The sequence below is a fragment of the Alkalispirochaeta americana genome (assembly GCF_900156105.1).
Lineage (GTDB): Bacteria > Spirochaetota > Spirochaetia > DSM-27196 > Alkalispirochaetaceae > Alkalispirochaeta > Alkalispirochaeta americana.
This window is the reverse complement of the sequence record NZ_FTMS01000058.1, coordinates 1-1,160: the sequence shown is the minus strand read 5'-3', so window position 1 is coordinate 1,160 and position 1,160 is coordinate 1. Positions and strand designations below refer to the sequence as shown.

Genomic DNA, 1,160 nt, shown 5'->3' with positions numbered 1-1,160 from the left:
AAGAAATATTCGTCGTCCCGGAAGCCATAGGCGACCCGTTTGATCACCTTGATCTTGTTGTTCATACCTTCGAGAACACCGGTATTCAGCCGGTATCTTGTGTGTGCCAGCAAGCCCTCCACGTGAATGGATAAGTTTCTGGCGAACTTAATCAAGGCATCGATGTTGCTCTCGAGCGCCATGCGATACCACTGATGCCACCACGCACGGGCGGCAATGTGATCGTCGAACCGCCAGAGATGGTTGAGATGCTCCTTCATGATGTACACCAGCGATAGTTCCTTGTTGACCTCAAGCAGCTCGTCGAGCTTTTGCTGGTCTTTCGGTCGGCTGATGTTGCTGGGGTTTCGCAGCAGGAGCCAACGAGACCCTTTAACCAGCTTCCGCTGCACCGGATCGTGTCGATATCGATTGGCGACATCGACGCGGACGCGATCGATTACCTCACGACCGTAGCGGGCGATGACGTGAAAGTGATCAAAGATCACCTGTGCCTGGGGACATTGTTCGGCGATTTCATTGATGTAGGCGCTACTCATATCAAGTGCGACTGCTTTGATGTGGCGCCTCTGATCCCCAAGCAGTTCGAAAAACGGGCGAATAGAGGCTCGTGAGCGGCCTCTTCCGACCCACAGCACCCGCTTTCGCAATGCATCGACGACTACCGTCGCGTATCGATGCCCTTTTTGGATAGCAAACTCATCGATCAAAAGCTGGGTGACGCCGTTCAGATCAACCGGCTCAAGCAGGTGTTTCAGATACCGTTTGTGGATATTCTTAACCGTATGCCAGGCAAGCAGAAACGTCTTCGCAACTTCCTTGACTGTCATGATCTCTGCCATCCGGCAAACTGTCTCCGCCATGCGCGTGGTAACCCGGGCATACGGATCCAGCCAGGAAATCGATTCACGGCTCGGACCACATACCGGGCAAACCACCCGACGCAGGACCACGCGGAGTTCAACCGCCTGACCGAATACCGGTAGATCTCGAACAATCCGTGTTGTGCGATCATGATAGTCACAGCCGGTACATCCACACCGGCTGCATCCGCCCCACCACCCGTGTTTCGGATGGAGTTCGATACGGATCTTTCGATTCTGGTTCTGCGGAATTCTGATACCACGAACGTAATAGCCTTCCCAGTTTCCCAGAAGGTC

The 1,160-nt window shown here is 54.0% G+C and carries 1 protein-coding gene; it reads right to left on the bottom strand.

The features are described from left to right. On the bottom strand, window positions 1–1,085 hold a 1,085-nt coding region (locus tag BW950_RS14680; RefSeq protein WP_234969133.1), incomplete at its 3' end, for an ISL3 family transposase. Window positions 1,086–1,160: the final 75 nt, after the last annotated feature.